This window comes from Microbacterium horticulturae (assembly GCF_029094505.1).
Lineage (GTDB): Bacteria > Actinomycetota > Actinomycetes > Actinomycetales > Microbacteriaceae > Microbacterium > Microbacterium horticulturae.
Genome location: NZ_CP119108.1, coordinates 911603 through 937353 on the forward strand (window position 1 = coordinate 911603; position 25751 = coordinate 937353).

The window sequence follows — 25751 nt, forward strand, 5'->3', positions numbered from 1 at the left end:
AGGACCCGAATGATCAATCGCGACCGTTTTCCCGTCGACCCGTGGCGGCTGGTCGAGACCGAGTTCGATCTCAGCGACGCCGGGGTGACCGAGTCGCTCTTCGCCGTGGGCAACGGCTACCTCGGCATGCGCGGCAATCACCCGGAAGGGCGCTACGCGCACGAGCAGGGCACGTTCATCAACGGCTTTCACGAGACGTTCCCGATCCGCCACGCCGAGGAGGCCTACGGCTTCGCCGAGGTCGGCCAGAGCATCATCAACGCGCCCGACGCGAAGGTCATGCGCGTGTACGTGGACGATGAGCCGCTGAGCTTCGGCGTGGCCGATGTGCGCGAGTACGAGCGCGCGCTCGACCTGCGCGACGGCGTGCTGCGCCGCAGCATTCTCTGGGTGACGCCCAGCGGCAAGCATGTGCGCGTCGATTTCGAGCGGATGGTGTCGTTCGAGGAGCGGCACCTGGCCGTCATGACGGTAGATGTCACGGTCGAGAACGCCGACGCCCCCGTGACGATCAGCTGTCAGATCGTCAACCGTCAGGACGGCGAGGACGTCTACGGCGGCACTCCGGTCGCTCCGCGGCGTGCGGGCTTCGATCCGCGCAAGTCCGAGCGCTTCGCCGAGCGCGTGCTGCTGCCCGAGCAGTACTGGCAGGACAAGCTCCGTTCCGTGCTCAGCTACACGGTGGCCCACTCGAGGATGACGCTGGCCGTGGCCGCCGATCACTCCATCGAGACCGAGAATCCGTACACGGCGCGCACTCTCGTCGAGCCCGACATCGCGAAGAACGTGTTCCGCGTGCAGGCGAAGGCCGGCGTGCCGATCCGCGTGGTCAAGCAGGTCAGCTATCACACCTCGGCGACCGGGGTCCCGGCCGGCGAGCTCGTCGACCGCTGTCGTCGCACGCTCGACCGCGCCGCAACCGTCGACCTGCCCACGCAGTTCACACGGCAGCGCGCCTGGCTCGACGCGTTCTGGGAGCGCTCGGATGTGCGCATCGGTGGACGGGACGACCTGCAGCAGGCCGTGCGCTGGTGCCTCTTCCAGCTCGCCCAGGCCGCGGCTCGTGCCGACGAGCTCGGCATCCCCGCCAAGGGACTGACCGGTTCGGGCTATGGCGGGCACTACTTCTGGGACACCGAGATCTACGTGCTGCCGTTCCTGGCATACACGACGCCGCAGTGGGCGTTGAATGCGCTGCGGATGCGCTCGCTCATGCTGCCCGCCGCGCGTCGCCGCGCGCATCAGCTCACCGAGGCGGGCGCTCTGTATCCGTGGCGCACGATCAATGGCGAGGAGGCCTCGGCGTACTACGCCGCCGGCACCGCGCAATACCACATCAACGCCGACATCTCCTTCGCGCTGGCGAGGTATGTGCGCGCCACCGGAGACCTCGAGTTCCTCTGGCGCGAGGGCGTCGACATCGTGGTGGAGACGGCTCGCCTGTGGGCGACCCTCGGCTTCTGGCGTTCGCATGACGGCGCGGAGGAGTTCCACATCCACGGCGTCACGGGCCCCGACGAGTACACCACGGTCGTCAACGACAACCTCTTCACGAACGTCATGGCCCGGTTCAACCTGCGGTTCGCCGCGCGTACGGTCCGGGCCATGGAAGAGCGCGACGGGGAGGTGTACCGGCGCATGCTCACGCGCCTTAATCTCGATCCGGCCGAGGCCGACGCGTGGGATCGGGCCGCCGAGGCGATGCACATCCCGTACAGCCCGCAGCTCGGCATCCACCCTCAAGACGAGGTGTTCCTCGAGAAAGAAGTGTGGGACCTCGAGAAGACGCCGCCGTCGCAGCGGCCGCTGCTGCTGCACTTTCACCCGCTGGTCATCTACCGGTACCAAGTGCTCAAGCAGGCCGACGTGGTGCTGGGCCTGTTCTTGCAGGGAAACCACTTCACCCCCGAAGAGAAGCTGGCCGACTTCGAGTACTACGACCCGCTCACCACGGGCGACTCGACGCTGTCGGCGGTCGTGCAGTCGGTGCTGGCAGCCGAGGTCGGCTACCAGTCGCTCGCGCACGACTACTTCGAGCACGCGCTGTTCGTCGACCTCGCGGATCTGCACCACAACACCGCCGACGGCGTGCATGTGGCCTCGGCGGGCGGCATCTGGACGGCGCTCGTCTCGGGATTCGGCGGGATGCGCGACTACGACGGGAAGCTGGCGTTCGACCCGCGGCTTCCGAAGGAGTGGGACGACCTCGAGTACGTCATGCACTGGAAGGGCACGCCGTTGCGCGTGGTGCTCGAGCGCGAGCGGCTGACGGTGCACGCGGGCGACGGTGCGCCGGTGCCGTTCAGCGTGCGCGGAGAGGCATACACCGTCGAGCCGGGCGGACAGATCGTCGTGGAGCTCGCCGACCAGGGGCCCGACATCCCGGGGCGGCCGACGCTTCGCGAGCTGATCGGTGAGCGCAGGGAAGACGGGACTCTGCTGTCGGCCTCCGTCCCCACGACGCATACGACCTCGATCCCGATCATCGACATGGACGGCATCCACTGAGCCGGTGATAGCGACCCGCGGCTGAACGCCGTCGTCAGACGCACGAGAGGGGTCGGCGGGAAGCCGACCCCTCTCGTGTCGTGTTCAGCGCACCGTGCGGATGTCGACGTCCCGTCCCTCTGGGGTGACCAGCACCGCGACAGCGCTGGCGGCGAGCACCGCGATCCACAGCACCGCGACCGGCCAAGTCGCACCGACCGCGAGAGTGAGCGCCGTGGCGATCATGGGCGAGAACCCCGCTCCGATCGTCGAGGCGGTCTGGTACGACGCCGAGGCACCCGTGAAGCGGCGCGAGGTCGGGAACTGCTCGGTGACGAATGCGGCGATGGGACCGTAGACGATGCCCTGCACGATGCCGTTCCCGAGGAAGATGGCGATCGCGAAGCCGAGCACGGTGCCGGTGCCCAGCATCCACATGATCGGGAAGGCCAGCAGGGCGCCCAGAGCGCAGCCGAAGACGATCACCGCGCGCCGGCCGAACCGGTCGCTGGCCTTTCCTGCCAGCAGCGCGACGACCACGGTCACGATGGCGGCGAACGCCTTGGTGTTGAGCACGCCGGTCGCGTCGGCGCCGTGGCCGACCGCCTCGGAGACGCCCCACACGGTCATCAGCCCCTGGCTGGTGGTGAAGGCGAGGACTGCGATCATCGCGATGATCACCTGGCGCCAGTTGTGGCGCAGCACCTCGACGATCGGCACCCGCTTCTTGACGCTCAGCTCCTGCAGCGTGGCGAACATCGGCGTCTCGGCGACTTTGAGGCGGACGACGAGGCCCATTCCGAGCAGCACGACCGAGAGGAGGAACGGGACGCGCCATCCCCAGGACAGGAACTGGTCGTGCGGCAGCAGCGTGAACAGTCCCAGGACCAGCGTCGCGATCACGGCGCCGACGGGTCCGCCGGCGTTGACGATGCTCGATGCCGTCCCGCGGCTGCGCTGCGGCGCGTGTTCGAGCGCGACGAGCATCGCCCCGCCCCAGTCGCCGCCGACAGCGACGCCCTGCACGATGCGCAGCAGCACCAGCGCGATAGGCGCCATGATCCCGATGGTCGCGGTGGCGGGGAGAAGACCGATGAGAGTGGATGCCGCGCCCATGAGCACGATCGACAGGATGAACACGTTCTTGCGGCCACGCGTGTCGCCGAAGTGTCCGAACAGGATTCCGCCGAGCGGGCGGGCGAGATAGCCGACCGCGAACGTCGCGAACGACGCGAAGAGACCGAAGCCGGCGCTGAGGCCGCCGAAGAACACGTGCTCGAAGACGATGCTCGCGCATGTCGCATAGAGGATGAAGTCGTAGAACTCGATCATGTTGCCCATGAAGCTCGAGGCGAGCACGCGTCGCATGTCGGCGGTGGTCAGCGTCAGCTGGGTGCCGTCGGCGGCGGTCGTGGGGGTCGGTTCTTCGTGCATGGTGTCGGTGGTCATCATTGACCTTTCTTGCAGGGTTGGACAGTGGGGGATGCCGCGGCGCGGCGGATCAGGCGGTCAGACGCTGAGCGGCCCGCGCGAAGCTGAGTCGCTCGAGGTCGTCGGGCACGAGAACGGGAGTGCCGGTTGCGGCCTCCGCACGGAGCGCGGCGCGATGCCACGCGGCGGTGTCGAGGCTTCCGGGCACGAGGTGGTGGACGGCGAGCGAGCGGGCGCCGGCGGCCGCGGCGATCTCGGCGGCCTCCACGACGCTCGTGTGCGACTTGTGGTGGTGGTCGTGAGAGGCGCGCGCGGTGTCGTTCTGCGGGTCCCCGTAGGTCTGCTCGACCCAGTCGAAGCTGATCGCCTCGTGCAGGAGCAGGTCGACGTCCTCGGCCAGCCGCACCATGTTCTCGGTCTTCGCGGTGTCGCCCGAGATCGCCACCGATCCCTCGTCGGTCGTGAACCGGTACCCGAACGCCGGGGCGATCGGCGGGTGCTCGACCAGGATCGCGTCGACGCGGACCCGATCGTCCTCGAAGACGGTGAAGGGCTTCATGGCAGGCGTGGGCCGCTCGTTCGGATGGTAGCCGGAGGAGGCCGGCACCTCGATGTCGCGCGCGGCGAAGAGGTCGAAGGGCGACGGGCGCAGCGCGTCGAGCACGCGGTCGTTCAGGTCGGTCGCGTGCGCCTCCATGAGAAGGCGGAAGACGTCGCGGGTGCCCGGCGTGGGCAGGTGCGGGGCGACCGGCCGCGGGGCTCTCGCCGCGCGCGGTGAAAGCGGGGGGAGTGCGCCACGGTCACCCGGCCCGAGGATCGGGATGGGTGCCGCATCCGCACTCAGGCCGAACATGCCGAACAGTGCGATGTTCGCGAGGTCGGTCGTGTGGTCGGAGTGCAGGTGGGTGAGGAACACTCCGCCCAGGCCATCGATCGTGAGCCCGGCACGGGTGAACTGTCGACCGGCGCCCAGGCCGGCGTCCACGAGGTAGCTGCGGTCCCCGACGACCACCGCGGTGGCGATTCCGAATCGGGGCTCGGCCTGTGCCGGCGTCCACCAGCGCGGTCCACCCGCGGTGCCGAGGGTGACGATGTGTGTCACGGGAGCCTCCTTGCTCGCTGTTCCTTCTCCCCAGGATCCGCGCGCCGCAATGCATCTGTAAAGCTGAAAAAGTCGAAGCAAAGCATAAGATCGCTTTATGCTAGCCACGACGATACGACAGCTCGAGTACTTCGTCGCGACGGCGGAGGCCGGTACTGTCAGCGGCGGGGCCGAACGCAGCTCGGCGTCGCAGGCGGCGGTCTCGACCGCGCTGCGCGAGCTGGAGAAGAGCCTGGCCGTGCAGCTGTTCGTTCGCCGTACCGCAAAGGGTGTGACCTTGACGCCCAGCGGGTCACGCGTGCTCGGCGTGGCGCGGCGGATCCTCGGCGACGTCGCAGAACTCGAAGAACTCGCCCGCTCCGAGCACGACGAGGTCGCCGGCCCGCTGCGGATAGCGTGCACCTCGGCGCTGTCCCCCCGCGTGCTCCCGGTACTGGCGGCGGCGTGCGCACAGACGTATCCGCGCGTGACGCTGGAGCTCACCGACGGACTCGCGGCCGGCGTGCAGGGACTGGTACTGCGGGGCGAGGCCGACGCCTGTCTGCTCTATCGGCGTCAACTCGACCCTGAACTGGCCGGTCGCACGATCCACACGATCCAGCCGTACATCGTCGTCGCGGCCGATCACCGGCTCGCGGGCCGCGACTCGGCGTCGCTGCGGGAGCTCGCCGATGAGCCGCTGATCCTGGTGCACTCCGCGGGCTCTCGCCGCGCGATCGAGACCGTGATCGCCGAGGCGGGCGTGACGACGCGGCAGGGATGGTCGTTCGCGAACCCTGAGACGGTGCGCGCAATGGTGGCGCGCGGCCTCGGGTACTCCGTGTTCAGCGGACGCCCGACCAGCACCGAGACATTCGACGGTGGCCGGGTCGCGTATCTGCGCATTGACGACGAGGTCTCCGCTAATGAGATCGTGCTGGCACTGCCGCGCGGTCAGCAGCCCACGGCCCGCCTTCTGGCGGTGGAGAAGCTGTTGAGCACGGACGAGCTGCGGTCCTCGTTCGGGTGAGGCAGCCTCCGCAGTGCGGCTGTCGGAGGCACCACGTAGGCTGGAACGGTGACCACAGCCCTGTACCGCCGCTACCGGCCCGAGACGTTCGCGGAGATGATCGGGCAAGCGCAGGTCACCGATCCGTTGATGACCGCGCTGCGTGCCGATCGGGTCGGCCACGCCTACCTGTTCTCGGGCCCGCGCGGGTGCGGCAAGACGACCTCCGCGCGCATCCTCGCGCGCTGCCTGAACTGCGCCGAGGGTCCCACCGACACGCCGTGCGGCACGTGCGACAGCTGCATCGAGCTCGGCCGTGGCGGCGGGGGATCGCTCGACGTCGTCGAGATCGACGCGGCATCGCACAACGGTGTAGACGACGCCCGTGACCTGCGCGAGCGCGCGGTGTTCGCGCCGGCGCGTGACCGGTTCAAGATCTTCATCCTCGACGAGGCCCACATGGTGACACCGCAGGGGTTCAACGCGCTGCTCAAACTCGTCGAAGAGCCGCCCGAGCACGTCAAGTTCATCTTCGCCACGACCGAGCCAGAGAAGGTCATCGGCACCATCCGCTCGCGCACACACCACTATCCGTTCCGTCTGGTGGCCCCCGCGGCCATGCTCGAGTACGTCGAGCAGTTGTGTGCACAAGAAGGCGTGAAGGTCGAGCAGGGCGTGCTGCCGTTGGTCGTGCGCGCCGGGGGCGGTTCTCCTCGTGACACGCTGTCGGTGCTCGATCAGCTGATCGCCGGTTCCGAAGAGTCGACGGTCACCTATGCGCGTGCTGTCGCGCTGCTCGGCTACACACCGGCGGAGTTGCTCGACGAGGTCGTGGACGCTTTCGCGGGACACGACGCCGCAGCCGCCTTCTCCGCGGTCGACCGCGTCGTGCAGACCGGGCAGGACCCGCGCCGGTTCGTCGACGACCTGCTCGAACGGCTGCGCGATCTCATCGTCGTCGCCGCAACAGGGGAGGGCGCCGCCGCCGTGCTGCGGGGCGTTCCGGGCGACGAACTCGCCCGCATGGGGCAGCAGGCCGGGGCATTCGGCGTCGAGCGGCTGTCGCGCACCGCCGACATCGTCGTCTCGGCGCTTGACGAGATGAGCGGAGCCACCTCGCCGCGGTTGCAGCTCGAGCTCATGATCGCGCGCGTGCTCGCCCGCGGCGGTGCACCGGCTCAGGCCCCCGAGCAAGCGCCACGACGTCCGGTCGTCGAGCAAGCGCCACGGTCGCCGGTCGTCGAGCGAGCGCCGCAGACGCGTGTCGAAACGACGCCGGCACCTGTTCCGACGCCCGAACCGAGCCCTGCGCCGACGCCGGAGCCCTCTCCGGTTCCCTCGCCCGAGCCGAATCCGACGCCGGAGCCTGCTCCGGAGCCGAGCCCGATGCCCACGCCGGAGCCTGCTCCGGAGCCGAATCCGATGCCCACGCCCGAGCCGGCTCCGGAGCCGATGCCGACCCCCGTTCCCCCCGGGCCGGTCACTCTCGATCGGGTGCAGGAATCGTGGCCCGACATCCTGCGGCATCTCGAGAGCGCGAGCCGTTCGTCGTGGCTGGTGGCAACCGCCGCGCAGCCGGTGGCCTTCGCTGATGACGTGCTCACGCTGAACTTCATGAGTGCTGCCGACGTTGCGAAGTTCAAGAAGCTGCAGGCTGGCGCCGGCCCCAGTGAAGATCTCCGCCAGGCCATCCAGGCCGTGCTCGGAGTGCGCGTCAAGTACATTGCGCGTCACGGCGGCGGGCAGCCCGGGCCGCGGCATCCCGCCCCCGGCGACGGTCCTGCGCCCGACGACGACCCCGACCCGGTCGGTCCGGCCGCGCCCGCCGGCGCTCCCCGGTCCGCGCCTTCCGCCGCGCCCGCGGCACCGGTCACCGACTGGGCAGTGGCGCCGATCCCCGCCGATCCGGATGCGGCGCCTGGCGGTGCACTCGCCGTCGACGAAGATCCTGAGGAAGCGGCATCCACCCCGTCGCGCGTCTCGACGCTCGCGCGCTCACGCGAGGGCGATGTGCTGCCTCGCGAGGACATGTCGCCTTCGGCCGACGACGCTGACGGCGACGAGGAAGAAGACCTCGACGTCCCCGAGTCGGGCGTACCGGTCATGGCAGCGCCGATCGCTCCGACCGCGACGATGCGTGATGACGGTATCGAGCGGGTCGGCGAAGCCGTCGTCCGGCAGGTGCTCGGTGCGCGTTTCGTCCGTGAAGAGCCCTACGAGTCAGCCACGAGGTTCCACTAACCCATGTACGACGGCATCGTCCAAGACCTGATCGATGAGTTCGGCCGCCTTCCGGGGATCGGCCCGAAGTCGGCTCAGCGCATCGCGTTCCACATCCTGCAGACGCCGGGCTTCGACGTCTCGAAGCTGGCCCAGCTGCTTGGCGAGGTGCGCGAGAGGGTTCGCTTCTGTGAGATCTGCGGCAACGTCTCCGAGCAGGATCGCTGTGCGATCTGTCGCGACCCGCGCCGCAACCAGACGGTGATCTGTGTCGTGGAGGACGCGAAAGACGTCGCCGCAATCGAGCGCACCCGTGAGTTCCGGGGCCTCTACCACGTGCTCGGCGGCGCGATCAGTCCGATCGCCGGCATCGGTCCCGACGATCTGCGCGTCGCGCAGCTGATGCAGCGGCTGGCCGACGGCACTGTGCAAGAGGTCATCCTCGCGACCAACCCGAACCTCGAAGGGGAGGCGACCGCCACCTATCTTTCGCGGCTGCTGCACACCCTGCAGATCAGCGTGACGCGGCTGGCATCGGGCCTGCCCGTGGGCGGCGATCTCGAGTACGCCGACGAAGTCACCCTCGGTCGTGCGTTCGAGGGTCGGAGGTCGGTGTGACAATTCACTGGTGAGTGCAAAGGGCTGGTGGCTGTTCGCCGCCATGGCCGTCCTGTGGGGCGTGCCTTATCTGTTCATCAGCGAGGCGGTCACGTCGTTCTCGCCGGCGGCTGTCGTCAGCGGGCGAACGCTCGGCGGTGCGCTGATCCTTCTGCCGATCGCCCTGCATCGAAAGGCGCTCGGCCCCGCGCTGCGTCGGTGGCCGTGGGTTCTCGCGTTCGGAGCGATCGAGATGGGCGGTCCGTTCTTCCTGCTCAGCGACGCCGAGCGCACGATCCCCTCCGGACTCACCGGGCTGCTCGTGTCGACGGTGCCGCTGTGGGCGACGATCATCGGCTTCACCATCGGCACTCACCGCAGCGTCAGCCCGCTGCGCATCATCGGCCTGCTCGTGGGTTTCGGGGGAGTGGCGGTGATCGTCGCCGGGCAGGGGCTGGCGGTGACAGATGCCGCGTCCACCTTCGTCGCGGTGGGCGAGGTTCTGCTCACGGCGCTGCTGTATGCCATCGCGCCGTTCATCGTGACGGCCAAGCTGCACGACGTGCCCTCGCTGGGGCCCATCACCCTCGCGCTGGTCTTCGTGGGGCTGGTCTACCTCCCCTTCGCCGCGATGACCTCGCACACCGTGCCGACGGGGCGCAGCATCGCCGCGCTGGCGGCCCTCGCGCTGCTGTGCACCGCCGTGGCGTTCGTGGTGTTCTTCGCTCTCATCGCCGAGGTCGGGCCGGTCACGGCGCCGCTTTTCACCTATGTGAACCCGGTCGTGGCCATCGCCCTGGGTGTCGTCATCCTGGGGGAGCATCTCTCGCCGTGGCTGCTGATCGGCTTTCCACTCGTACTGGTGGGGTGCTGGCTGGCGGCGACGGGCGGTCGTGTACGCGCGCCCGCGGCACCCGTGCCGGGCGATGTCACACGCGTCGAGCCGCCGGTGGCCGGTCCGTAGAATGGGGTGTCGGGCGCGGCATCCGTGTCCCTGAACGCAGTCCGGGAGTTGGTTCGTGGCGCTCATCGTCCAGAAGTACGGCGGATCGTCCGTCGCCGATGCCGCAAGCATCAAGCGGGTGGCCAAGCGGATCGTCGATGCCCGCCGTGCCGGGCACGATGTCGTCGTCGCGGTCAGCGCGATGGGCGACACCACCGACGAACTGCTCGATCTCGCCGCCGAGGTCGCGCCGATTCCGGCTCCTCGCGAGCTCGACATGCTGCTGTCCAGCGGTGAGCGCATCTCGATGGCGCTGTTGGCGATGGCTATCCACTCGATGGGCTTCGAAGCACGTTCGTTCACCGGCAGCCAAGCCGGGATGATCACCGATGCGCACCACGGCGCCGCCCGCATCGTCGACGTCACTCCGGTGCGGTTGCGCGAGGCGCTCGACGAGGGCGCGATCGTCATCGTTGCGGGCTTCCAGGGATTCAACCGTGACACGCGCGACATCACCACGCTCGGCCGCGGTGGCTCCGATACGACGGCGGTCGCACTGGCCGCAGCGCTCGACGCCGACGTCTGCGAGATCTACAGCGATGTCGACGGCATCTTCACGGCAGATCCGCGCGTCATCCCCAAGGCGCGCAAGCTCGACGTCATCTCCAGCGAGGAGATGCTCGAGCTCGCTGCCAACGGCGCCAAGGTCCTCTACATCCGCGCGGTGGAATATGCGCGCCGCCACGGCGTGCTCATCCACGCGCGTTCCACCTTCAGCTCCGCAGAGGGCACCCTCGTCATCGACGAGGCCCGGCGCGAAGAGCTGTCCACCTTGTTCCCGCAGCTAAAGGGAGAGCACATGGAAGAGCCCGTCGTCGCCGGCGTCGCGACCGACCTCAGCCAGGCGAAGATCACCGTCCTCGGGGTTCCCGACATCCCCGGCAAGGCCGCCGAGATCTTCAAGATCGTGGCCAAGTCGGGCGCGAACGTCGACATGATCGTGCAGAACATCTCGGCGGCCACCACCGGTCGCACCGATATCTCCTTCACCCTTCCCAAGTCGGATGCCTCGCTCGCTCTTCGCTCGCTGGCCGTCGAACAGGACGATGTCGGCTTCGCGAGCCTCGTGCATGACGACCAGATCGGCAAGCTGTCGGTCGTCGGCGCGGGCATGCGGACGAACTCGGGGGTGTCGGCGACCCTGTTCGAGGCGCTGAGCGCCGCCGGCATCAACATCGAGATGATCTCCACGTCGGAGATCCGCATCTCGGTCGTGCTGCGCGGCGACGACCTCGCCGATGCCGCACGTGCCGTGCACACCGCCTTCGGCTTGGACGGCGATGTGGATGCCACGATCTATGCGGGCACGGGGCGCTGACGTCTCGTTCGACCGCCCGGCGCCGCGCCGGTAGACTCGGCGAAACCCCTGCGACGTCGCATCCCGGCGGGCGCGCGTGCGCTCCGCAAGGACCGACGCGCCCGTCATCGAGGAACGTGCATGACCCGCATCTCTGATTCAGGACTTTCCATCGCCGTCGTCGGCGCCACCGGTCAAGTGGGCGCCGTCATGCGTGAGATCCTCGCGGAGCGGTCGTTCCCGGTGCGTGAGCTGCGCCTGTTCGCCACGGCGCGCTCCGCCGGTCGCGCCATCGAGTTCGGCGGTCAGACGGTCGTCGTCGAAGACATCGCGACCGCTGACCCCGCCGGCATCGACATCGCGCTCTTCTCGGCGGGTGCGACAGGCAGCCGCGCGCACGCGCCGCGCTTCGCCGAGGCCGGCGCCGTCGTGATCGACAATTCCAGCGCGTGGCGCATGGATCCCGAGGTGCCTCTCATCGTCAGCGAGGTGAACCCGCACGCCATCGCCGAGGCGGAGAAGGGCATCATCGCCAACCCGAACTGCACGACGATGGCAGCGATGCCGGTGCTGAAGGCGTTGGATGCCGCAGCCGGTCTCGAGCGGCTCATCGTGAGCACGTACCAGGCGGTCTCGGGCTCGGGCCTCGCGGGCGCCGAAGAGCTGCTGGGCCAGGCTCAGGCCGCGGTCGCACAGAACACCATCGCCCTCGTGCACGACGGCGGAGCGGTGGATTTCCCCGAACCTGAGAAGTACGTCGCCCCGATCGCGTTCGACGTCATCCCGTTCGCCGGCAATCTCGTCGACGACGGCGACAACGAGACCGATGAGGAGAAGAAGCTGCGCAACGAGAGTCGGAAGATCCTCGAGCTGCCCGATCTCCGAGTGGCGGGCACTTGCGTGCGCGTGCCGGTCTTCACCGGTCACTCGCTGTCGATCAATGTCGAGTTCGCGCACGACATCACCCCCGAGCGGGCACGCGAGGTCCTGGCATCCGCTCCCGGCGTGGTTCTCGATGAGGTGCCCACCCCGTTGCAGGCCGCCGGCAAAGACCCGAGCTTCGTCGGGCGCATCCGCGCCGATCAGTCCGCGCCCGAGGGCAGGGGCCTCGTGCTGTTCATCAGCAACGACAACCTGCGCAAGGGAGCGGCGCTGAACGCGGTGCAGATCGCCGAGCTCGTCGCCGCGCGCATCACCGCCGCGGCCTGACGCTGCGCCCCTGAACGGGCCACGCCGCTGTGACACGTAGACTGGACAACCGTGACTGAAACCGTCGATGTCGTACTGATCGGTGGGGGCATCATGAGTGCCACCCTGGGTGCTTTCCTCCACGAGCTGCAGCCGGACTGGAAGATCACCGCCATCGAGCGGCTCAGCGAGGTCGCCGAAGAGAGCTCAAACGCGTTCAACAACGCCGGCACAGGTCATTCGGCCCTCTGCGAGCTCAACTACACCCCGGAGAGCGCCGACGGCACCATCGACATCAGCAAGGCGATCTCGATCAACGAGCAGTTCCAGCTGAGCCGGCAGTTCTGGTCGAGCCTGGTAGACCGCGGCATCCTGCGCGCTCCCGACACCTTCATCAACCCCACGCCGCACATGACGTTCGTTCGCGGTGAGAAGAACGTCGACTTCCTCAAGAGGCGTCACGAGCTGCTGACCCAGCAGACGCTGTTCGCCGACATGGAGTACAGCGAGGACTCGCGGGTCATCAACCAGTGGGCGCCGTTGCTCATGAACAAGCGGCTGAAGGCCGACGAGCCGTTCGCGGCCACCCGAGTGACCGGCGGTACCGACGTCGATTTCGGTGCGCTGACCCGGCAGCTCTTCGGGCACTTGAGTGAGGCCGGGGTGGATGTGCGGACGAACACCGAGGTGCGCAACCTGAAGCGACGCGCGGACGGCACCTGGCAGGTCAAGTACCGTCGCACTATCGGGCGTGCACCGGGGCGCATCAATGCGCGGTTCGTCTTCGTCGGTGCGGGGGGCTGGGCGCTCAAGCTCCTGCAGAAGTCGGGCATTCCCGAGATCAAGGGTTACGGCTGCTTCCCGATCGGTGGGCAGTGGCTGGAGACCCGCGATCAGAAGATCGTCGCGCAGCACCACGCGAAGGTGTACTCGAAGGCGACCGTGGGTGCACCGCCCATGTCGGTGCCGCACCTGGATACGCGTGTGGTCGACGGTGAGGCATCCGTCCTCTTCGGTCCGTTCGCGACATTCAGCCCGAAGTTCCTCAAGAACGGGTCCATGTGGGACATCGTCACCCAGGTCCGCTTCTCGAACCTCTTCAGCATGCTCAAGGTCGCGTTCACGAACTTCGACCTGATCCGCTACCTGGTCAGCGAACTCGCGAAGAACCATCACCGCAAGGTGGATGACCTGCGCGAGCTGTTCCCGGGGGCTGAGGACGCCGACTGGAGGCTGCTGCAGGCAGGCCAGCGCGCGCAGGTGATGCACAATGGCCAGCTCAAGTTCGGCACCGAGGTCGTCGCCCACTCCGACGGCTCGATCGCGGGCCTTCTGGGCGCCTCGCCGGGCGCGTCGACGGCCGTGCCGATCATGCTCAACCTCATGAAGACGTGCTTCCCGCAGCAGTTCCCGTCGTGGGAGAGCAAGATCCGCGAGTTGATCCCGACCTACGGGCAGACACTCAACGACCAGCCGGTGCTGGCCGAGACGACCATCGATCGCACGGCGGCGGAGCTGAAGATCGGCGCCTAGGCGACCGTAGAATCGTCCGGTGGCCAAACTCTACTTCCGCTACGGCGCGATGAATTCGGGCAAGTCCACCGCGCTTCTGCAGGCCGCGTACAACTACGAGGAGCGCGGGCAGCACGTGCTGCTGGCCAAGCCCGTGATCGACACGAAAGACGCCGACAGCATCTCGAGCCGGCTCGGCATGAGCCGGCCGGTGGATTTCCTCATCCGTCCCGATGACGATGTGCGTGCGCTGTTCGCCGCGCAGCGCGCGCGTGTGCGCCGCGACTCGGCAGCGCTCATCCCCGACGCCTCTGTCGACGTTGCCTGCCTCCTCATCGACGAGGCGCAATTCCTCACCCGTGAGCAGGTCGACGATCTGCTGCGGATCGTCGTGCTCGACGGCGTGCCGGTGCTCGCCTACGGCATTCGCACCGACTTCCAGACCCAGGCGTTCCCCGGCTCGCGACGGCTGCTCGAATTGGCGCACACGCTCGAAGAGCTCAAGACCATCTGCCGCTGTGGTCGCAAGGCGCTGTTCAACGCGCGCCTGGTGGGTGGCCGGTTCGTCTTCGACGGCGACCAGGTCGCCATCGACGAGCTGTCGGCCGACCGCGTCACCTACGAGTCGATGTGCGCGGAGTGCTACCTGCACGAGTCGGGCGGACGCCTCGGCTGATCAGGCGGTGCGTGCGGCCGAGCGTCGCGGAAACCAGGGCACGATCATCGACGTCTTGCGCTGGTAGTCGCGGTACGCCGGGTACTTCGATGCCGAGATCGATTCGGTGAAGATCGTGGAGCCGACGAACAGCCCTGTCAGCAGCACCGGCCCGACGATCGTCGCGTTGACCACGCCGCCCCAGAAACCCTGCGCCGACGCGACGGCGGCCGTGGCGCCGATCGCGTAGATCATCCACCACTGCAGCTGTTCGCCGAAGAAGTTGGGATGCCGGCTGTACCGGAACAGGCCGCCGGCGGCGAATCCCGGCTCGAGGTGACCGCCGGCCTGCTTCTTGCGTCGGTGGAACGCCCATTGCTGCTGGTCGGCGACGGTCTCGATGATCAGCGCGGCCAGGAAGACGATTGCGAAGAGCGCGTCCCACCCGGAGACGGGGGAGGGATACCGCGATGCCAGCCACACCGGAAGAGTGATCAGCACGAGCAGGACGTTCTGATACAGCACGATGAAGAGCAGATTGAAGATCTGGAACTGCCAGCGCTTCATCCGTCCGCGCAGGATCGCCCACCGGTAGTCCTCCATGCCGGAGTAGCCGCCCTTGCGCGCGAAGTTGAAGGTGAGACGCGCGCCCCAAAATGTGACGAGGATCGCCATCACGAGGACACGTGCGCTGTCATGGCCGCTCGCGATGACGGGGATCGCGAAGGTCCATACGTACGCGATGGGCGCCAGCGACCAGATCCGGTCGACCCAGGAGGTGTCTTTCGTCGCGAGCGAGGCGATCCAGCAGAACGCGCTGATGACACCGGCGAGGAGGAGGAGGACGGAGCCGAGAGAGTTCACGCCCTCAGCGTAGGGGCTGCAGCCCCTGGCTTGCCTGGTCTGACCACAGGGAGTATGGTGGTCGGACCACAGAAGGAGCATCGCGTGGCAGACAAGGCCGTTCCCGCGCGCGCATGGCGCGTCGTCCTGGAGAAGATCGAGACCGATCTGGCCGAGGGCACCCTCAAACCCGGTGATCACCTCCCGCCAGAGCGCGAACTCGCTGCGACCCTGGGCGTCGGGCGGTCGAGCGTCCGTGAGGCGCTGCGCGTGCTGGATGTTCTCGGACTGATCCGCACGGCGACCGGCTCGGGTCCGAGCGCGGGCGCTATCGTCATCGCGACGCCGGTGGGCGGGATGTCGGCACTCATCCGGTTGCAGGTGGCAGCGCACGGCTTTCCGATCGGTGACGTCGTGCGTACCCGGGTGATCCTCGAATCGGCGACGGCGTGGGAGCTCGGCACGCGCTTCGGAGAGGCGCGACGCACGCGCCAGCAGGCCGAGGCTGCGGCCGAGACCCTCACCGAGCCCCTCCGACTGCTGGAGGCGATGGATGCCGCGGGCCTCGCTCCCGCAGAGTTTTCGGCTTTGGACGCCCAGTTCCATCTGGCGCTGGCTGAGGCGGCGGGCAATGCCGTCGTCGTGGCGATGATGGTGGGTCTGCGCGAATCCATCGAGGGCTACGTGCTCGAGGGAGCGGAGCGCGTGTCCGACTGGGGCGAGACCATGCCCCGGCTTCGGGCGCAGCACCGCGAGATCATCGATGCCCTCGAACACGGCGATCCGAGCATGGCCCGGCGTCTGGTCGTCGACCACATCACCGGCTACTACGCGCACGCCGGACTCACCGAAGAAGGAAAGGACCGCTGATGGTCACCAGGCAGATCCCCAACCTGCACGACATCTTCGAGCTCATGCAGTTCAAGAAACCGGAGCTCAACGGACGAAAGAGGCGCCTGGATGCCGCGCTGACCATTTACGACCTGCGCACCATTGCCAAGCGCCGGACGCCGGCTGCGGCCTTCGACTACACTGACGGTGCGGCCGAGGGCGAGCTGTCCATCGCGCGAGCCCGGCAGGCGTTCGAAGATGTGGAGTTCCACCCCGGAATTCTCAAGCCCGCCCCGTCCGTCGACATGTCGTGCGAGATCCTCGGGGGGCCGTCTGCGCTGCCGTTCGGTATCGCGCCGACCGGCTTCACGCGCCTCATGCAGACCGAGGGCGAGATCGCCGGCGCGGGTGCGGCCGGTGCCGCCGGCATCCCGTTCACTCTGTCCACGCTGGGTACGACGTCGATCGAAGACGTCAAGAAGACCAACCCGAACGGACGCAACTGGTTTCAGCTGTATGTCATGCGTGAGCGCGAGATCTCGTACGGACTCACGAGGCGCGCTGCGGCTGCCGGCTTCGACACGCTGTTCTTCACGGTTGACACCCCGGTCGCGGGCGCGCGGCTGCGCGACAAGCGCAACGGATTCTCGATCCCGCCGCAGTTGACCCTGGGAACGATCATCAACGCGATCCCGCGGCCGTGGTGGTGGATCGACTTCCTCACCACGCCGAAACTCGAGTTCGCTTCGCTGAGCACGACGGGTGGCACCGTGGGCGAGCTGCTGGATGCCGCGATGGACCCGACCATCAGCTACGACGATCTTGAGGTCATCCGGGAGATGTGGCCCGGCAAGATCGTCATCAAGGGTGTGCAGAACGTCGAGGACTCGAAGAAGCTCATCGACAAGGGCGTGGACGGCATCGTGCTCTCCAACCATGGCGGGCGCCAGCTCGATCGGGCGCCGATCCCGTTCCGGCTGCTTCCGGAGGTCGTGCGCGAAGTGGGGAAGGACGCCACGGTCATGGTCGACACCGGCATCATGAACGGGGCCGACATCGTGGCATCCATCGCTCTCGGTGCGAAGTTCACGCTGGTGGGACGCGCGTACCTCTATGGCCTGATGGCGGGCGGGCGCCAGGGCGTCGACCGTATGATCGAGATCCTGCGCAGCGAGATCGAGCGCACGATGAAGCTGCTCGGCGTCTCGTCGCTGGCTGAACTCGAGCCCAAGCATGTGACGCAGCTCACGCGGCTGACGCCCGTGGGCTCCGCGGGTGCCGGTGCGATGATCGCGGCGCGCGCGCCGCGTGCGAAGGCCGCCGCGACCCGCTGACTCGGGTGCGGTGGGAGGGCCTGGGAGCATACGGCTCTCCGGTCGTTGGGCGGGACTTCGCCTCGCTTCGCTCAGTGGGGGTCTTCGTGCGTCGAAACGGCTCCCGACCGGGTCGAAGCGGCTGTGCGGGGTGACCTGAGCGGCCTACTTGGGTGTGAGTTCCTCGCTCCGCGTCTGAGCTGCTCGATCTACGTGCGTCTCATCTGTTCGGTGGCGGGTGCTCTCGTTCTGCTGCTGTTGAGCCGTCGGCGGAGTGTGTTGCGGGCTCGGTGGAGGGACCCGTGGGTGGGTCGCCAGGTGCCGGTGGGGTCGAGGTTGCGTGGTGCTCGCACCTGGGGGAGGCCGTCTACCATGCGGATTTGCCATCCGCTGGTTTCGATGGTGCGGGTGGTGCCACCAGCACAGGGGGACGCCGTTGTCGGTGTGGGTGGGGCCGCCTTTGCTGTGGGGGATGACGTGGTGGATTTCGCACCAGGTGGCGGGCATGTGGCATCCGGGGATGATGCATCCGCCGTCGCGGGCGATGATCGCGCGGCGTTGTTGGGCGGTGAAGGTGCGGTTGGGGGAGCCGAGTTCGATGATGCGTCCGTCGTCGTCGATGATCATGTGTTGGATGCCGCCGCAGCAGGCGGCTTGGCGGGCGACGAAGGCGGGGACGGTGCAGTCGGTGCCGTCGATGAATCCGACACCGTTTTTGCTGTGCAGTTCGTCGGCGGGGATGGTGATCAGCACGGTGGGTGGCAGTCCGCCCAGGGTGGGTGTTTCGGCGGAGCGGGCGGCGACGCTGAGAATGGTGGCGAACACGTCGTGCAGTTTCTGTGCCCGGGTGCGGGTGTCGGCGGGGATCTCCGCGGCTCCAAGCGTGTCGGCGTCACTGGTTTCGTGGAAGCTGACGCCCGCGCTGGTCTCGGGCGTGGTGCGGTCTTCGACGCGGGGGTTCAGGTGCGCGTCGTTGAGTTTGATCAGTTGCGCGGCCACTTCGGGGAGCAGGGCGCCGCGGATGGGGACGATGTTGTCGCGTTCGCGGCCGAGGACGATCCCGCGCTTACGGGCGGCGCGTTCGTCGTCCGGAAGCTTCCCGTCCGGGTCGAGGACCAGTTCCCAGACTTTGGCTTGGATGCGGGTCTCATCGGCGGTGCATGCCGGTGCCTGGTCGGTGCTGTTGCCGGTGGCTGCGGCGGTCAGTTCGTACTCGGCCGCAGCCCACTGGGCGGGGTCGGTGCGATCGGCGATCGGGTTCAGAATGCTGGTGATCGCGGTGATCGAGTCGCCCCCGATGCCCCCGTCGATGAGTGCTTCCCGCACGGTGGGGAACCGGGCCGGCAGCGGCTGGCCGGTCAACGTAGTGCGCACAGCGACCGCCCGGCCCTGCCTGATCCGGGCCCGCGCGGTGGCAGACGCGATCCCGGTGACCCGGCACAGCAGATCCGCGGCGGTCGAGCACCCACTGCGGGCGGAGAGGCGCTCTTCCCCCAGTTCGGTGCGGGAGCGGTCATCGACCTCGGCGGCGGTGGTGATCCGTAGCGCGTCGACGCGCCGGCCGAGTGCTTCGGTGACTCGGGTCAGTTCGAGCAGTTCGGTGTCGGACAGGCTCCGCACCGCGTCGGCGGAGAGTGATTCATGCACGGTGTCACCCAGCGTGCTGTCGAGACCGGTGAGGGTCTCGATCAGGTCCGCGGGTGCCGTGTTCATGCTTCCATCATGCCGCCCACCACCGACATTGGAAGCAGGCGAATCCCAGATCAGCTCTGATATCTGTGGACAACTCGGGAAAGTCCGGAATCGAGGCTGCTTGTGGAGGAGCCGATGCGCTTCACCGCCAGAGGGGCGCGATTCCATCACGTCGCGCTGAGCGACGAACCGCGGTGCAGCTCGGCCACCCCGATCTTCGAATCGGCCATGCCGTAAAAGACGAAGGTGCGCCCATCGATCCGCTCGACGGCGGTGGGGAACACGACGTTCGCGACGGTTCCCGCCGTCTCGTCGCCGGTCTCCGGCTCCATGAGCGGGGTCTCGGTACGCGCGAGCACGCGTGACGGGTCCGCGGCATCCAACAGAAGAGCACCGACGACGTAGCGCACGTTCTGCTGCGGCACGAAGGCCCCGCCGACTACCTCACCGGTGACGCCGTGGTGCAGCACGAGCCACCCCTCCGGCACCCGGATCGGTGCCGGCCCCGCGCCGATCTTCAGCGCCTCCCAATCGAACCGGGGACCGGCCACCATCCGGTGCCCCGTAGGCCGCGCCAGGGCGGAGAGATCGCGTTCGACATCCTCGACGGGGATGTACGAGATCCACACGCTCGCCCGGTCGTCCGTGATCCCGGCCGGCAACGGAGGCGCTTCGTCGGGACGGACGAAGCTGAAGTCCCACATCGGACGGTGCAACAGCGCGTAACTGAGGGCCCCCCCAGGACCGGGCACCGGCTCGGGGAAGAAGACCACGTCCTTGTTGGGGAAAAGGTTCAGGTCGGTGTCGAGCGTGTCATCGTACGCGAACTGCAGGGGGCCGAGACGCGTCCACTGCTCGCCGTCGCGCGATATGGCTACGGCCGGGCGAGGCCCGAGCGGGCCGAAGGCGACATACGTCATCACATGTCGATCCAGAGACGGGATCCACGTGATGCGCGGATCCTCGACCCCGCCGTGCGCCACGCCGTGCTCCCAACCGCGGTCGGCCTCCAGCACGGACCCGAGCCGCTCGACGTCGCGGGGGACCCCGTCATCGACAAGCACCCGGGCGCGGCCGACGCGTGAGACGTTCCCCGCGGCCACGAGGCGCGGATACAGGTAGAGCGAGCCGTCGGCACCCCACGCCGTCGCGGGGTTGAGGACGCCCTCCTGCTCAAGGACGTTGTCGGCATCCGGCGACATGAGCACGCCCAGCCGCTCGAGCGTGTACGGGATGAGGGGAGTGGATGTCACGATGTGGGGATCTCTCATGGAAGATGGGTCAGCCCTTGACAGCGCCGAGGACGCCGCTGACGAGGTACCGCTGGATGAACACGTAGCCGACGATGAGCGGCGCGGCCACGATGAATGTGGCGGCCGCCAGCAGCGGCCATTGGTTGGAGTACGTGCCTTTGAACGCGTACAGGCCGACGGTGACGGGGAACTTCGCAGGGTCGGCGAGCAGCACGGTCGCGAGGATGATCTCGTTCCAGATCCACACCGCCTGCAGGATGAAGATCGTCGCGAGCGCCGGCTTGGCGAGGGGGAGGACGAACGCGAACAGGTAGCGCCAGTAGCCGACGCCGTCGATGGCGGCGGCCTCGTCGAGCTCGCGCGGGATCGACGAGACGAAACCGCTGAACAGCAACGGACCGACGCCGACTCCGACGCCGACCATCAGGATGTAGCCGAGGCGGTTGTCGTAGAGGCCGAGACGCAGCAGCAGCTGGAACTGCGTGATCAACGCGTTCGGCAGGAACAGGACGAGGACGAACAGCACCGACCAGAGCTTGCCGCCGCGGATGTAGCCGCGTGAGACGGGGAAGGCCAGCACGAGCGAGATGAACGTTCCGATCGTGGCGCCCGCGGCCGTGTACAGGACGCTGTTGAGGATGTAGGCGCCGAAGTCGCCCTGACGCCACGCATCGAAGAAGTTGCCCCACTGGGGGTCGCGGACGATCCCGACCGGATCGGCGATGAACTCCGCGTTGCTCTTGAGGGCTGTGTTCAGCAGGTACAGCAGCGGGAAGAGGAAGACGATGAGCAGGATCACCGCACACACGTACCCGCCGATCGCCGGGCGCCGCCGATGCTGCACTCGGGTGTCGCGCGTCTGCAGCGCGACGGGTGAGGTCCGGGTCGGAGTGAGGGTCACAGTCTGGCCTCCCGTCGGCGAAGGAACCACAGCGAGAGCAGGCTGATGACCGCCACCAGCGCGAACTGGACCATCGAGACCGCGGCAGCGTACCCCTGTGACTGCGAGAGCGTCGTGCCCGACTGTCCGCCGAAGCCTTGCACGTAGACGAGGAGCGAGAGGACCTGCGTCGCCTTGTTGCTTGGGCCGGTGAGCACGTAGATGAGCTGGTAGCTCTGCAGTGCGTTGACGATGCCCAGGAGGACATTGGCAGTGATCGACGGAGCCAGCATCGGCACGGTGACGAATCGGAAGGCCTTCCACCCCCCGGCGCCGTCGATGCTGGCGGCCTCGTACAGCTCGGTCGGGATCGCCTGCAGTCCGGACAGGAAGATGATCACGGAGATGCCCACGACCATCCAGATCTGCACCACGATGACCAGCGCGAGGGCGAGGTGTGGGTCGCCGAAGAACGCGGATTCGCCGCCGAACCACCCGAGCACCGACGCCGCCGGCCCGCCGCTCACGTTGAACATCAGTGACCAGATCAGCCCGGTCACCGTCACGCCGAGCACGGTCGGCATGAACACGACGGCGCGGACGAAGTTCCGGCCGCGCAGCGGGCGGTTGAGCAGGATCGCGGTCCCCAGCGCGAGCACGATCTGCACGACGGTGCTGACGACGGCGAACACCAGGGTGTTGCCGACCGCGTTCGCGCTGTCGGCCCACTTGGCGGGGGAGAAGAAGGTGAGGTAGTTCTCGATGCCGACCCAGTCGACGGGCAGGTAGGGGAGACCGCGCAGGTTCGTGAACGACACCACCAGGACGGCGACGGCGGGCACGAGACCGAACACGGTGAGGACCAGCAGCCCGACGGTGAAGCTGAGGCGTACCGGTCCGCGGCGCGGGAAGGGGAACGAAGTGGACACGTGGTCTCCGGGTCAGGGGCGACGACTCCGGGATGCCGGAGCCGCCGCCCGTGCGGACGGTCAGAAGGCGGCGGACCAGGCCTTCTGCGCGGCCGCGGCGGCCTGAGAGGCGTCATCAGGGCCGAGTGGTGCGAGCGCGGGGTAGTTGAACGGGAAGACCGCGTCCTGCCCCGCCTTGTTGTTCGCGATCCACAGCGTGTCCCACGCCGGCTGGAAGGTGCTGGTGTACTTCGCGATCGACTCCAGGAACGGGGTCGCGGCGATGTCGGGCTGCGCGGATGAGAACCCGGACTTCTCCAGGAACGTCTTGTAGTTCGCCGGGTCGGAGAAGAAGTCGAGCCATGCGAGCGCGGCGGTCTTGTTCTTCGCGCCGGAGGAGACCGCCAGCTGCAGCTCGATCTTGCCGTTGAGCATCGCGTTGTCGGCGGCATCGTCGCTGGTCGGCAGCGGGAAGTAGCCGAAGTCGAACGCGCCGTTCACGGCCGACTCGATCGTCGGCTCGTTCCAGGTGCCGTCGATGGTCATCGCGTAGTCGCCCTTCGCGAATCCGGCGGGGATGTCGTCGTACCCGGTGCCGGCGAAGTTCGGCTGCGCGTTCTGGAAGATCGTCTCGGTCTTCTGCAGGATGCTCAACGGTTTGTCGTCGGTGAGCGACACGGTGTTCTTCCAGAGTCCTTCGACGAGGGCGTTCTTGTCGTCGGCGGTCGGGTAGGCGCTGCCGACGGCGCCGAGCATCGCCAGACCCGCCGGCCAGCTGTCCTTGCCGCCGATCCCGAACGGGTTGACGCCCTTGTCCTTCAGCGTGCTCATCACCTTCTGCAGCTCAGACCAGGTCGTCGGCACCTCGAGCCCGTACTTGTCGAAGATCGCCTTGTTGTAGTACACCCCGGTCGAATAGCTGAGTCCCGTGGGGACGGCGTACTGCTTGCCGCCGATCGCCTGGGTGTCCAGAACGCTCGGCGTGTAGTTCTTCATGAACGGTTCGCCGGTGAGGTCGACGAGGCCGCCGGACTTGGCCAGGAGCACGTCGTCGGAGGTCGAGTCGGACGCGAAGTCGGGGACCTCGACGAAGTTCTTCACGACGATGATGTCGACATTGCCGGCCGTCAGCCGCGACGACTTGGTCGCCGGGTAGTTGTCGTTCGACACCGTCGAGAGCGTCACCTTCACATCGGGATACTTCTTCTCGAACGCGTCGGAGATCGCGGTGAAGGCCGCGTCCGACGCGCTTGCGCTGGAGACCAGGATCTGAAGGTCTCCCGACGGGTCGCCCGATGCCTCGGTGCCGTCCGATGTGTTGCCGGAGCATCCGGCGAGGCTGATCGCCGCCGTTGTGATGGCCGCCACGGCCGTCAGTGCTCGTGTCAGGCGGAAGGACCGCCTCTGTGCCTGTGCCATGTGATCGCTGCTTCCTCGTTGATGACAGAAATGGCGCATCCGCCGTGGAACCGCATGAACCAAAACGTTTCGGTTGCGGGCGTGAACAGTGTGGCACACGCCCCGGCGCGGCGCAACCGCGTCAGCGCGGAGCGGGGCCGGTGGAGTCGCGGACGACGAACGAGGCCGCGGGGATATCGGTGTCTGCGACGTCGACATCGTCCAGCAGAGCGAGGAGCATACGTGCGGCCTCTGCCCCCAACGCCTTGGGCGAGGTCTGCACAGTGGTCAGCGAGGGTCGCAGATAGGCGCCGAGCTGGATGCCGTCGAAGCCGGTCACCGACAGATCGCGGGGCACTGACAGGCCCAGGTGCTCGGCCTGGGCGATGAAGCCCATGGCCGACAGGTCGTTCGCGCAGACGACCGCAGTGGGTCGCTCGTCGCCCGCGAGCAGCTGCGCCGCCGCAGCGAGACCACTCTCGTAGGTGAAGGCTCCGAGGACGACGCGACGCGGCGAGAGTCCGCAGGCGGTGATGCTCTCGCGCCACGCGCGCTCGCGCTGGCGCGAGTGCACGTAGTGCGGTGGCCCGCCCACGAATGCGATGTCGCGGTGTCCGAGCGCGACGAGGTGCTCGACGGTGTCGCGGATCCCCTCGGCGTGGTCCTGCCGGACGCTCGGCAGGGGGAAGTCGGCGTCGGCATTGATGCCGACGGTCGGCAGGCCGAGCTCGCGGACCACATCGATGCGCGCGTCGTCGACCTCGAGCTCGTTGAGGAAGACCCCGTCGACTCGGCGGCCCGCCGCCAGTCGGCGGTAACGATCGAGCACCTGATCCCTGCTCGAACTCGTCTGCAGCACGAGCGCGAAGCCGTACCGGTCGATGTACGACTCGATCCCGCCGATGAACGCGCCGAAGAACGGGTCGAGCTCGAGCACATCGGGGTCGCGGTGCACGACCAGTCCGACGGCGTATGTGCGCTTGCCCGCCAGACTGCGACCGCGCACCGACGGCACGAAGCCGAGCTCCTCAGCGAGGGCGACGATCTTCTCGCGGGTGCGGTCCGACACTCCGGGGCGGCCGTTGAGCGCGGCCGAGACCGAGCTGATGGAGACACCGGCGCGCGCGGCGACCTCAGTGATGGTCACGCGTGCAGCCATGTGACGCCTCCTCGATCCGCCGATAAGAATCTAACCATCTGCAGGCGCCACGACGGATGAACGGGGTTGTCAGCGTTCGGGCAGCGTCGGAATCAGGTCTTCAAGGTAGACGGCGGTGTCTTCCCACCCGGTGACGGCATGGCAGCGCACGCCGAGGGCGAGCACGGGGTAGTCGTTGCCGTCGGGGTCGAGGCGGTCGCCGACGAAGAGCATGTCGTCGAGGGTGATACCGGTCTGCTCGGCGAGCTGGCGCATGCCGTACGCTTTATCGATGCCGCGGTGGGTGATGTCGACGCTGGTCGAGCCGCCGCTGCGCACCTCGAGATCGGGCAGCAGAGCGGCCACAGCCGCCCGCAGCGTGTTCTTCTTGGCTCCGGTGGGGTCCCAGGCGCTCTTGGCCTCGAGAGGCGCCTGCTGGCCCAGCGCGGAGAACGTGATCTGCGAACCGCGGTCTTCGAGGATGGGTCCCCAGGTCTCGCTCTCCCAGTAGCCCAGGCGTCGGGCCTCCTGCTCGATCGCGGTCAGCGCACGCGCCTTCTCGTCGTCGGTGAGGGCGTGGGCGTACACCGTGCGCACTCCGTTCTCGGTGAGACGGTAGTACTGCGTGCCGCAGGTGGGCAGAAGGTGGATGCTGTCGCGCACGGCTGCTGCGGCATCCGGCAACCTGTCCACGACCTGCGTGGTGAACTGCGCCAGCTGGCCGCCGGAGATCACCGCGACCTCCACCCGCTCGGCGAGGGCGACCAGCAGCTCACCCATGCGTGGATCGATCGCGCTCTTGGACGGCGCGAGGGTGTCGTCGAGGTCGAACGCGACCAGGCGCGGTGCGGGCATTGGTGTCCTTTCGTACGGAAATGGGCCCGCCCGAAGGCGAGCCCATTCCACAATGCGTCGGGGTGACAGGATTTGAACCTGCGGCCTCTTCGTCCCGAACGAAGCGCGCTACCAAGCTGCGCCACACCCCGTGGCAACCGTTCGAGTCTACCCCGAACAG

21 protein-coding genes and 1 tRNA gene are annotated in these 25751 nt (G+C 67.9%); 11 read left to right on the forward strand and 11 right to left on the reverse strand.

Translation table 11 applies throughout. The annotated features are described in order from the left end of the window. Nucleotides 1–9 precede the first annotated feature (9 nt). Nucleotides 10–2508 carry a glycoside hydrolase family 65 protein gene (locus tag PU630_RS04225; RefSeq protein ID WP_275279105.1) on the forward strand — a complete coding sequence of 833 codons (2499 nt, stop codon included), beginning with the start codon at nucleotides 10–12 and terminating at the stop codon, nucleotides 2506–2508. A gap of 84 nt (nucleotides 2509–2592) precedes the next feature. Here the strand turns inward: PU630_RS04225 and PU630_RS04230 are convergent, their stop codons facing one another. Together PU630_RS04230 and PU630_RS04235 are read right to left on the reverse strand one after the other, a co-directional pair. Further along, complete coding sequence (locus tag PU630_RS04230) at nucleotides 2593–3939, reverse strand: MFS transporter (RefSeq protein WP_275279106.1); 1347 nt, start codon at nucleotides 3937–3939, stop codon at nucleotides 2593–2595. Nucleotides 3940–3988: 49 nt separating this feature from the next. Beyond that, nucleotides 3989–5020 (reverse strand): MBL fold metallo-hydrolase, encoded by a 1032-nt coding sequence (locus PU630_RS04235; protein ID WP_275279107.1) that lies wholly within the window; start codon nucleotides 5018–5020, stop codon nucleotides 3989–3991. 97 nt (nucleotides 5021–5117) lie between these two features. Between PU630_RS04235 and PU630_RS04240 the strand changes: the two genes are divergently transcribed. The 8 genes from PU630_RS04240 to PU630_RS04275 all read left to right on the forward strand — a co-directional run bounded on the left by PU630_RS04240 (nucleotide 5118) and on the right by PU630_RS04275 (nucleotide 14501). Continuing rightward, the gene (locus PU630_RS04240; RefSeq protein ID WP_275279109.1) at nucleotides 5118–6029 is read left to right on the forward strand and encodes a LysR family transcriptional regulator; all 912 of its coding nucleotides are present in this window, start codon (nucleotides 5118–5120) and stop codon (nucleotides 6027–6029) included. Between the two features lie 48 nt (nucleotides 6030–6077). After that, nucleotides 6078–8249 carry a DNA polymerase III subunit gamma and tau gene (locus PU630_RS04245; RefSeq protein WP_275279110.1) on the forward strand — a complete coding sequence of 724 codons (2172 nt, stop codon included), beginning with the start codon at nucleotides 6078–6080 and terminating at the stop codon, nucleotides 8247–8249. A gap of 3 nt (nucleotides 8250–8252) precedes the next feature. After that, on the forward strand, nucleotides 8253–8846 hold the full coding sequence (gene recR, locus PU630_RS04250) for a recombination mediator RecR (RefSeq protein ID WP_275279111.1): 594 nt from the start codon (nucleotides 8253–8255) through the stop codon (nucleotides 8844–8846). Between the two features lie 10 nt (nucleotides 8847–8856). Then, the gene (locus tag PU630_RS04255) at nucleotides 8857–9789 is read left to right on the forward strand and encodes a DMT family transporter (protein ID WP_275279112.1); all 933 of its coding nucleotides are present in this window, start codon (nucleotides 8857–8859) and stop codon (nucleotides 9787–9789) included. Between the two features lie 55 nt (nucleotides 9790–9844). After that, nucleotides 9845–11146 carry an aspartate kinase gene (locus tag PU630_RS04260; protein WP_275279113.1) on the forward strand — a complete coding sequence of 434 codons (1302 nt, stop codon included), beginning with the start codon at nucleotides 9845–9847 and terminating at the stop codon, nucleotides 11144–11146. 120 nt (nucleotides 11147–11266) lie between these two features. After that, the gene (locus PU630_RS04265; protein ID WP_275279114.1) at nucleotides 11267–12334 is read left to right on the forward strand and encodes an aspartate-semialdehyde dehydrogenase; all 1068 of its coding nucleotides are present in this window, start codon (nucleotides 11267–11269) and stop codon (nucleotides 12332–12334) included. Nucleotides 12335–12427: 93 nt separating this feature from the next. Next, nucleotides 12428–13846: a malate dehydrogenase (quinone) gene (mqo, locus tag PU630_RS04270; protein WP_428981993.1), complete on the forward strand. Its 1419-nt coding sequence runs from the start codon at nucleotides 12428–12430 to the stop codon at nucleotides 13844–13846. 19 nt (nucleotides 13847–13865) lie between these two features. Next, on the forward strand, nucleotides 13866–14501 hold the full coding sequence (locus PU630_RS04275) for a thymidine kinase (protein WP_275279116.1): 636 nt from the start codon (nucleotides 13866–13868) through the stop codon (nucleotides 14499–14501). Here PU630_RS04275 and PU630_RS04280 read toward each other — a convergent pair whose 3' ends face one another. Continuing rightward, entirely contained in the window at nucleotides 14502–15344 is an 843-nt protein-coding gene (locus PU630_RS04280; protein ID WP_275279117.1) for a DUF1295 domain-containing protein, read from the reverse strand. A gap of 84 nt (nucleotides 15345–15428) precedes the next feature. Here PU630_RS04280 and PU630_RS04285 point away from each other — a divergent pair, with 84 nt between their 5' ends. Next, entirely contained in the window at nucleotides 15429–16193 is a 765-nt protein-coding gene (locus PU630_RS04285) for a FadR/GntR family transcriptional regulator (RefSeq protein WP_275279118.1), read from the forward strand. Further along, nucleotides 16193–17488, forward strand: a complete 1296-nt coding sequence (locus PU630_RS04290) for an alpha-hydroxy acid oxidase (protein WP_275279119.1) — start codon at nucleotides 16193–16195, stop codon at nucleotides 17486–17488. Before PU630_RS04285 ends, PU630_RS04290 begins: the two co-directional genes overlap by 1 nt. Before the next feature lie 144 nt (nucleotides 17489–17632). On the opposite strand, the gene PU630_RS04295 is transcribed toward PU630_RS04290, so the two are convergent. From PU630_RS04295 to PU630_RS04330, 8 genes are all read right to left on the reverse strand, one after another. Continuing rightward, complete coding sequence (locus PU630_RS04295; RefSeq protein WP_275279120.1) at nucleotides 17633–19327, reverse strand: HNH endonuclease signature motif containing protein; 1695 nt, start codon at nucleotides 19325–19327, stop codon at nucleotides 17633–17635. Next, nucleotides 19327–20430: a glycoside hydrolase family 130 protein gene (locus PU630_RS04300; RefSeq protein WP_275279121.1), complete on the reverse strand. Its 1104-nt coding sequence runs from the start codon at nucleotides 20428–20430 to the stop codon at nucleotides 19327–19329. The genes PU630_RS04295 and PU630_RS04300 overlap by 1 nt, the downstream gene beginning before the upstream one ends. 10 nt (nucleotides 20431–20440) lie before the next feature. Next, nucleotides 20441–21313, reverse strand: coding sequence for a carbohydrate ABC transporter permease (locus tag PU630_RS04305; protein ID WP_275279122.1), 873 nt, complete (start codon nucleotides 21311–21313; stop codon nucleotides 20441–20443). After that, nucleotides 21310–22221 carry a carbohydrate ABC transporter permease gene (locus tag PU630_RS04310; RefSeq protein ID WP_275279123.1) on the reverse strand — a complete coding sequence of 304 codons (912 nt, stop codon included), beginning with the start codon at nucleotides 22219–22221 and terminating at the stop codon, nucleotides 21310–21312. The genes PU630_RS04305 and PU630_RS04310 overlap by 4 nt, the downstream gene beginning before the upstream one ends. 60 nt (nucleotides 22222–22281) lie before the next feature. Then, nucleotides 22282–23619 (reverse strand): ABC transporter substrate-binding protein, encoded by a 1338-nt coding sequence (locus tag PU630_RS04315; protein WP_275279124.1) that lies wholly within the window; start codon nucleotides 23617–23619, stop codon nucleotides 22282–22284. 121 nt (nucleotides 23620–23740) lie between these two features. Further along, on the reverse strand, nucleotides 23741–24757 hold the full coding sequence (locus PU630_RS04320) for a LacI family DNA-binding transcriptional regulator (protein ID WP_275279125.1): 1017 nt from the start codon (nucleotides 24755–24757) through the stop codon (nucleotides 23741–23743). A gap of 69 nt (nucleotides 24758–24826) precedes the next feature. Then, a complete protein-coding gene (locus PU630_RS04325) occupies nucleotides 24827–25591 on the reverse strand; it encodes an HAD-IIB family hydrolase (protein ID WP_275279126.1) in 765 nt (254 codons plus the stop codon). A 57-nt stretch (nucleotides 25592–25648) separates the two neighbouring features. Continuing rightward, nucleotides 25649–25722: transfer RNA gene (locus tag PU630_RS04330), tRNA-Pro, on the reverse strand. Nucleotides 25723–25751 lie beyond the last annotated feature (29 nt).